Origin of the sequence: Parapedobacter sp. GCM10030251 (assembly GCF_042666505.1) — a bacterium.
GTDB lineage: Bacteria > Bacteroidota > Bacteroidia > Sphingobacteriales > Sphingobacteriaceae > Parapedobacter.
In genome coordinates this window covers 1-8,329 of sequence record NZ_JBHTDN010000024.1, presented here as the reverse complement: position 1 = coordinate 8,329, position 8,329 = coordinate 1, and the positions used below count along the sequence as shown (strand labels likewise).

The 8,329-nt window shown below is 38.9% G+C and carries 5 protein-coding genes; 1 reads left to right on the top strand and 4 read right to left on the bottom strand.

Annotated features, from left to right (window positions below; translation table 11 throughout):
* Positions 1-110: 110 nt before the first annotated feature.
* The 4 genes from ACFQRK_RS23640 to ACFQRK_RS23625 form a co-directional block, all read right to left on the bottom strand.
* On the bottom strand, positions 111-287 hold the full coding sequence (locus ACFQRK_RS23640) for a hypothetical protein (RefSeq protein ID WP_379010884.1): 177 nt from the start codon (positions 285-287) through the stop codon (positions 111-113).
* An 82-nt stretch (positions 288-369) separates the two neighbouring features.
* Positions 370-2,901 carry a UvrD-helicase domain-containing protein gene (locus ACFQRK_RS23635; protein WP_379010883.1) on the bottom strand — a complete coding sequence of 844 codons (2,532 nt, stop codon included), beginning with the start codon at positions 2,899-2,901 and terminating at the stop codon, positions 370-372.
* 451 nt (positions 2,902-3,352) lie between these two features.
* On the bottom strand, positions 3,353-3,874 hold the full coding sequence (locus tag ACFQRK_RS23630; RefSeq protein ID WP_379010882.1) for a hypothetical protein: 522 nt from the start codon (positions 3,872-3,874) through the stop codon (positions 3,353-3,355).
* Between the two features lie 638 nt (positions 3,875-4,512).
* On the bottom strand, positions 4,513-6,540 hold the full coding sequence (locus ACFQRK_RS23625; RefSeq protein WP_379010881.1) for an ATP-binding protein: 2,028 nt from the start codon (positions 6,538-6,540) through the stop codon (positions 4,513-4,515).
* Positions 6,541-7,055: 515 nt separating this feature from the next.
* Between ACFQRK_RS23625 and ACFQRK_RS23620 the strand changes: the two genes are divergently transcribed.
* The gene (locus tag ACFQRK_RS23620; RefSeq protein WP_379010879.1) at positions 7,056-8,198 is read left to right on the top strand and encodes a hypothetical protein; all 1,143 of its coding nucleotides are present in this window, start codon (positions 7,056-7,058) and stop codon (positions 8,196-8,198) included.
* The last annotated feature ends 131 nt before the right edge of the window (positions 8,199-8,329 follow it).

The window sequence follows — 8,329 nt, the reverse complement described above, 5'->3', positions numbered from 1 at the left end:
AAAACAGGAAAACAATATTTGAAACTTAAATCAAGAAATATACCTTTGTAAAACTGTGCACTCTTGTTGCCAAAAATGGTGCACTCCTAATTGCCAAAAACTGTGCATCCTTATTTCCCGATTACACTTTGGGGAGTCATTGCCCCTTTGTATTTAGCGATGAGATCTTTCTTCAATTCTTTACCGGTCGAGGTCTGTCTGCGAACACGGACGAGCTTCAACAATTCCAACTCCTTGAGTAGGTTCATCGCCTTATCGTTCAAAATATCTAATGTCACAGTTTTCATAATACACAAAGATAGCAAACTTATTTTAAGCAAGGTAATGCACTAACGACTCATTGAGTAGCTTTCATCTTCTATTGCCGTATCACCTCAACTTTATCGTATTCGTACACCCAGGATAATTCGTACATCCCAAAAAGTCGCCAAATCTACCGCTCCTTTTAACCATAAAGCCACTTTCACAACCCGGACATAATACACTGTCCGATAATATTTCCACGTTTTTAAACGTCTGGTTACAACTTGGGTAGTGCGAGCATCCCAAAAATTGAGTACCATTAGCCGTATGCTGCCTGATCACCAATTTCCCGGTCTTACAATATGGACACGCTGTAGCGTTCACAGCCCCGTCAGTCGTGGTTAACAGATAATTGTTGTCTTTCAGAAGCTCTTCCACAAACAACGACGCTTCTGATGGAGTAAGCAATACCACTTCATTTTTGGTTCTCGTCAACGCCACATAAAACAACCTGCGCTCCTCTGCAAATCGGTATTCTTCGCTATCACTTAGCAAAAGCGATAGGAGGGGGTCATCCGTCATTTTGTTGGGAAAGCCGAGTAAATGGTTGCTGAGCTTTAACACGATCACATTATCTGCCTCGGTACCTTTTGACCGATGAACGGTTAAATATTTAATATCAATTTCTTCAAACCCTTTTACTTCCAATTTACCTGTGCTTTCAAAGTATTTCACCCTGCTTTTTGGAGTCAGTGCAATCAAATCGTGAATGTCAAAGCTGTGCCGGCCCAAAACCAGGATTGATTTGTTCCCATATTTGCTGACGAGTCGACCTATTTCATTGATAAACGCGTCGGCTATTTCCCCGTCATCGTACTGCACAAATTTAATAGGAGCTTCCAACGGCTCTTTCTTGGATTTCGGATGCTTGGAGATCTGTCTTGGATTCTTTTGAATAAATGTTGAACTAATGTCGATAAGAGGTTGGGAATTCCGATAAGTTTGTTCGATCAATAACTGTTCATACTTTCCGACATATTTTCCGAAATTGCTGAATAGCGAGATGTCACTTCCTGCAAAGCGATAAATCGATTGCCAATCGTCTCCCACACAAATTAACCTAGCACCCGACAATTTCCGAATTTCCATAATTAAATTAAACCGGGAAAATGAGATATCCTGATATTCATCAATAATGATGTATTTATAGGTATAAGTCGGCTTGTTCTCGCTTATGAGTTCCGTTGCAAGGTTAATCATATCGTTGAAATCAACCTCATTTCTTTCCTTCAACGTGTTATCGTATTTTTCGAGAATTGGCAGTGCAAATTGTAAGAACATTTCCTGTCGTTCATACATGAACTCATTCTGGATTTTACGTTTGTCCGAAAATAACTTGACAAGGTCCTTATGTTTTAATCTTCTCGATTTGCTTAGGTTGATAAAGCTCTCAATGAGCTTAATTATCTCTTTACCAAAATTTTGGTCATTGTTCGATACTTTCTCATAGATGTCTTTGGTGTCTCTCGGTTTTAAGGCAACCTGTTCAGCTTCCAACATTTCCTGTAGCTTTTGCAATAAAATGTTGTCCCTGTTATAGTAGGAGTATGTTTCTAATAACTTTGTATGATGGGTTTTGTGGGTTTCCCGTTTTAATAGCATTTCTTCGACATACTTTTGCTCGTTAAGGGGTGTAAGCCATCCGGCACGATTGTGCTCATCCACCCCAAAATGCTCCAGATAGATATCATAATCCCTTAGATAGAAGTCAGGCCGATACATCACATCTCCATGCGGATAGGGTTTCTCATATTCATACTCAATTCCATTGAGGTACAAGAAATTCGCTATCATGAGTTCCTCTACACTTTTCACCCTTTCGCCCTGTATGGTGTCATGTTTAGCTTTCGACACCATATTCAGTGGTTCACATTTTGATTTTAATGTGTGGAAATCAATGCCCTTCTCGGTATCTATTTTTTCGCCATATGAATCGTAATTATCGTATTCTTCCGGAATGTTCATATAGCAAGCAACATATTGAATAAATGCTTGCAATGCCTCTGCATCTTCGAAAATATCTTCCTTTAAATACGCTTTGATCACGCCGCTCAGTGTGTTTTCGTTTGTGACAGCGGGAATATTCGCACGGTGTTTTTTTATGGTATCATAACCCAGTTTATGAAAAGTGGTTGCTTTGGTGCCAACGCCAATTTTTGTTAATCTTTCGTTTAGTTCATCAACCGTTTTTTTGGTAAATGACAATAGCAAGATGTCGTCGGCCTTGATGTTTTTCTGTTCGGTGAGGTATTGAACTTTTCCAAGAATCGTTAGCGTTTTTCCGGACCCTGCACCTGCAATTATTAAGTTGGAATATTCATCCGTTATCAATGCCGTACGTTGTTGGTCGTCCAGGCTTTTCCCTTCGATATTGTCAAAATATCCCCGTAGTGTTTCCTTTTGTGTTTTGACGTAATTCCGGTTATATCGAATGATATAGTTGTCAAAATCTTCGAAAATCTCATTAAAGCTTTTGACACGTGTCTCCTTCTTGTAATAATTGGTTTTGTTCTTAAAGAATTTTCCGGCTGTAGCATATTCAGATTTTATCCGATCACGTCGCACCCAAGTCACATAGTCGTTTAATAAACGAACCATGATAAGAAATTCATTGATTGTTTGTAGATTTTTTAAGTATGTAGGGTTTTCATATTTTTTCTTTTCTGATGATAGTCTTTTTATAATTAGAATAATTGATATTACAGTCGAAACGATGATGAGCCAAAATACCATTTATGCTTTGTTTACGATATGAACGAGTTTTGCTTTTAGATTTTTAAGGTTATTGCCGGTCAACCTGCAATCTTTCCTTTTTTTTGATAGCTGTTTAGGTGAAAAAAACATTTTCAAATATATATTATTGTTGTTAAACCAAACTGAACGGATTAAGCTGCCGGGTGAAGAACCTGATGGAGCTTTAGCGGCTCTTTGATGAGGGCGACGGCCAGCAACCCAAAAGGGCCCGGCCAAAGAGGCTGGTCACCAAGAAACAGACGGTGAAAGGAAGTTGCAAATTTCTATTAATATAGGGGTGCCGACTCGATGCTTACTAAAACTCGTCAACATACTCATCGTACTCGTCAGATTCAAAATTTTCTAAGTCATCCAACAAGTGGCTTTCGTCCTCTTCACTTTCAGGTAAAATGTTTGTGTCCGTATATTGGCATTGTTCACCGATAATTGTAACCGTATACTCGTAACCTTTGTCACTAGTGAAGGTGCATGATCCGATTGAGATATTTTCAGAAGAGAAGTGACTTTCGTCTAACCAACCACCATTAGGCCAGTAAATAGTTATGAGTTCGTCACTTTCGATTTCGACATTTAGCACGTAGGAATTCGAGTTTCCTGTATTTGGATTGTAATAATCCACAGTAGCACAGTATACACCATCCTCGTATTCATATTCTTCCTTGTTAAAATCATCATAATCAAAATCTGATGCCGGGTAGGTTTCCTTAGGCAAATATTGCTCTGCTTCAACGTGGCTCGGATTGTCACGCTTGTCCGATGTGCAGGACGTGCTTATACAGCTCGATAATAAAACTATTATAGCAGGTATGATTTTCATATATCGTTCACGCTACTTAATTACAAAAACTTCTATCCACATAAGTCTTATTGCCGTTACTGTTGATGTAATAGCAGCCTCCGCGCGGACCTCTTATGTATGTCCTTCCGGTAGGCTTCTTGACAGACGAAGAACTGGTTCGGGTGTTAGATGACGTTGACTTATTGCCTCCGGAGTGCAAACTTCTGGCAGGAGCAGAATTACCTTTTACGTATTCCCACGTACCATCACTTTTTAGGATTACCTTTTTGCCGTCTGTCGTGGTGGCATATTGGTTTTGCGCATACAATGAGATTGTAAACATTGACGCGATTACGGTTAGAATTAAAGTCTTCATAATATGTCAAATCCGCTTAGCAGTCTTATCTATATGACGGTGTAATTCTGGACCTCAAGAAATCTCACTTAATTCAGGTTTAGATCACAATTGGTTTCGTTAAAAGTAAACAGAATATCTTAAATTCCAAACAGGAGAACTCAATTCCAAAAATGCAGATTTTATTTAACGTATTCTTACGGGTTACCGTAAATATCACCTAATATTTCTTGTCTTTATCGAAGGTTCAGGTTGATGTTAAACACCTTTTAAAACATATTCAATTGTTTTAAATAATGGTAAACGCCGCTGTTTTTTGTGCTTATTCTCGAGTAGGAATTTTTAGTTCCTCAGCGGCAATTGCGGTATTATTTTTTGCAGCTTCTATTACTCCACCTGCGCTTTTTATATTATTTATCAGGCCATCTCTTTCCAGTTTGAGCTTTTTGTCCAAAAAATTGTGCTTGATTTCGAATTCAGTAAATATCTCACTCCACTTTTTAGCATATACCTTAATCCGGCCATTATCCATATTTAATATCAGAGATGGGATTCCATGCGGTCTATTGGTATTGATTTGATTCTCGATAAATCCGGAAGAGTCGAAATCACATCCGACTAGAATAAATTCCCAACGCATATTGGGCGCATTAAATTCGGGTTGCTTAGATATAACATCCAAATAGTTGTAAATCTGGGTATGTTGTTTTGCCCCTAATTTTATTTTGGGATGTTTAAGCTCAACGACGAAATTGTCAATTGTATCCGTTAGCAGGTTCTGTCTGCAGGCGAATATATCCATTTCTTTCAGTCGGTGTTCGTGTTCAATTTCAGGAGCGCTATCCTGGTCCGTCAGTAGGTAGGTATACCTTCTCAACGCCTCTTCAAACTTAGGTTCGGCAGCGGTTACTAAATGGTATTGCTCTCCAAATATCCAATAATGATTTTCGATTAGTTTTTGCAAATGGTCTACCTCATTGGCTTTCAGGTCAGGATTGAACACCAAATCCCGAAGCATATAGTATACTTTATACCGGTCTTCGATCAATTTTAAAGTTTCTATTATTCTGTTTAAATGCGTTTTTTTGAATAAATCCGCCAGATCTTCCCGCTCTTCTGGCTCAAGCTCAACGATTTCTTCTAAAATTGTAAATATTCGTTCCCTTTCATTGGATTCAAGCAGCAGATCAAGAAATCTTACAAAGGTCTTCTTTTGTTCGAGGTTTAAATTACTAAAGAGCTTTGGCTGTGCTTCATATAGTCCAATGATAGTTTCCTCTAATTGAGGCTTTTTAAATTGCGCCTCCCATTCTGTTTCATAAATTGGCAGTATTCCATTTTGTTCATATTCTTCAACCAATCTGGACGCATACGCTCTGAGAAATGGTTTTCGCCTCGTTCTAAGGAACTCATTGACCTTTTTTATCAAGAATTTGTACTCAGGGGAATTTTTCGCTTTGCCAAAGAGCTTGATTTGGCCTTCATCAGATGAATCATTAAACATGAAGTCATCGAAGAAAGCACTTTGAATGTAAACGCTATGATAAAACTGATCGCTTTTCTTATTTAAGGTGGTGAAATCCTTGAACATTTCCGCACCTTCACCATTCAGAAAGTAATACTTTGAAAACTCTTTGTGCAAGGAGTTCCTCCATTGGATGTACTTCAACCGGAATACCGTATTGCTTCCTTCATATGTTATCTCAATATCTTCCTCGTAATCAAGAATGATTGATGAATAGTCTAGCGGAACTCCGTTTATCAGTATTTTATAGCCTTTATCTTTGTTCAGTTCCAAAAACCAGCAAAACTCGGAAGACAGAAATGGGATTATTTGGTGTTGAAAGTCTTGTTGGGAGATTTGGATATTGTTAAACGCAACAACGGTTCCGGTTTTCCCAGCAATATTGGATGGTAGCAGTTTGGGAGAATATGTGTTGAGACCGCCAGTTTCAATTTTTATCTCTGCGCTTTTTAGCACGCCGTCTTGTCCTTCATAAGTAGTAGTCCAATGGGCGTTATGTGCGAAGGTGAAAAAAGTTAATCTGCCAACACCATTTTTTCCGTGCATAGCCGAAGTATGTTTGGGGGCTGAAATTTCAATGGCTTTTTCGGATTCATAGAATGGTCTGAATTTTATGGGCAGCTTTTCGTAATGAATACCATATCCATTGTCAACGATTTGCAAATACTCAAGTCTACCCAATTCATTTGCGGAGTATAACAATTCAACCGTGTCAGCATTGGCATCGAAGCCATTCCAAATGTATTCAGCAATTGCCTGTTGCGGGTTGTAATTCTGGAGAATTTTCTTGATTCCTTTTGAAGTTACATCAACGTTATTTGCCATTCTTAGTGAAATTTATCGTCCGAACTCAAAAATACGATTAATTCGCTTAAAACAATAAAATAATGCTAAGTTAATTAGCAGTGCTTTGCCTTTTCCCATTAGGAAATAAAATTATTTAGGATTAGTCCTCATTATCGGAAATCCACCCTTTTTAGCAAAATGTTTGGACGAAAGCACCGGACTCCCTATCTTCGTATCAGGTTTAGGTTGATAGCCCCAGCCTTGGGGCGGACCCGTTGCTTACGAGTAACGGGTTTCTTTTTGAACCTTTTTCACTGTTGTATCAAATTTTCGCTCGAGCTGGCGCCGGAAGTAAAGTGCTATCGTGAACATAATTCTTTTCCTAACGCCAGGTTACACCGGGCGTTATAAAAGTAGGGCGTTGATGTCTTATCCGGAGTTTTTTAATTAAAATTATAGCTAGAAGCTATAAAATGTAAGCTTCCGGGAAAGAAGACTAAAACGGTCATCTTTTTTATTTAATTTGCTTGCACAATTGTAAGTCAATTAACACAGTGATCCAATACCAACATGCACTTGCCTCTGAAGGGGTGATCACCCACATCGGAACAATAACGCGGGAAGTTCGATCTACTCAGCGATATCGTTGTGTTGGCTTCGGTGCAGAAATGACCGCTGTGTTAGGAAACATAAAAGCACATCACTTCAGGCATTCTGGAGAAACCTGCAGCTGGGAGAGCTATCTCCACAAGCTTGGGAAGCAAATCATAAAACAGCGATTTGATGGCTCAGAAACGTTCAATGTGAAATTTTATTCACATAATAGCTGTCCTCATTTAGTACAGTGCGGCATCAGGAAATACCCTGTCTGGAAAAGATGTACTCCTGTTGAACTTCGCACCGTCAACCTGAAAGAAATTTACGATACATGCCACGTAGAGGTAACCTACCGCGGCTTTAGAGCAAATCTGATGTTTACCCACAGCGAATATCCAGAGCGCCCGCCTACGTTTTTGGAAATCGCTGTAACTCATCCATGCAATCAAAATAAGATCAACTCCGTAATCCGAATTATAGAACTAGATGTAAAAGCCGAATTAGATCTGATTCAGAATATTACGGAAAATACTGGCGATTTGGTGCCGCAAAAAATCGGCGTCAATCTGACAAGGTACATTTCTGCCATCCGGTTTTACAATTTTAAACGAACGCATCAACCAACGTACACATTGGATCGCTTCAGGTTGTACGTTGATGATATAGGAGAATACAGAGCTAAAATGGAACATGGAGCCGGTAGCTGTCATGAGGCGCAATTCACACATGAGGAGGACTCATGCTTTGAAGTGATGCTTCCAGAGAAATTTAACCGCCAAAATTATTTATATGATTTGGGGCTTGCGTTATCCATTCAGGAAGGATTCCGCGTTGAGCACTGTAAGTTGTGTAGTCGGTATAGCAGGTGTACATTCGTCAATATATCTAAGGTCTTGGACGGGGCATCGGGCAAATACCACATCGTCGGAAAAAAGATATTAAATAAGTCCATTCCGACATCAGAGATCGATAGATGGAAGATCGCGAGAAATTGCAAAGAATACTACGCTTCGGTAAGAACGACTCAAAAAGTAATTAACTCCTGTAAAGATTTGCCTTATTTAAAATGGAGGAAGGACGATTATATAAATGGATATTAATACAACCCGTTGTGCGGTTTGAGAGCGTTATAGTTTATGGTAGTTAAATTAACAAATAAGTTGTGCATTATACTGAAATTCAGTATATTAGAAAAGTTTCTCACATTTTTCTATATGCACAACTTAAAGAC

Excerpts from the sequence above, each read along its gene's own strand:
- ACFQRK_RS23640 (WP_379010884.1), bottom strand. The coding sequence starts at position 287 with ATGAAAACTGTGACATTAGATATTTTGAACGATAAGGCGATGAACCTA.
- ACFQRK_RS23625 (WP_379010881.1), bottom strand. The coding sequence starts at position 6,540 with ATGGCAAATAACGTTGATGTAACTTCAAAAGGAATCAAGAAAATTCTC.
- ACFQRK_RS23635 (WP_379010883.1), bottom strand. The coding sequence starts at position 2,901 with ATGGTTCGTTTATTAAACGACTATGTGACTTGGGTGCGACGTGATCGG.
- ACFQRK_RS23630 (WP_379010882.1), bottom strand. The coding sequence starts at position 3,874 with ATGAAAATCATACCTGCTATAATAGTTTTATTATCGAGCTGTATAAGC.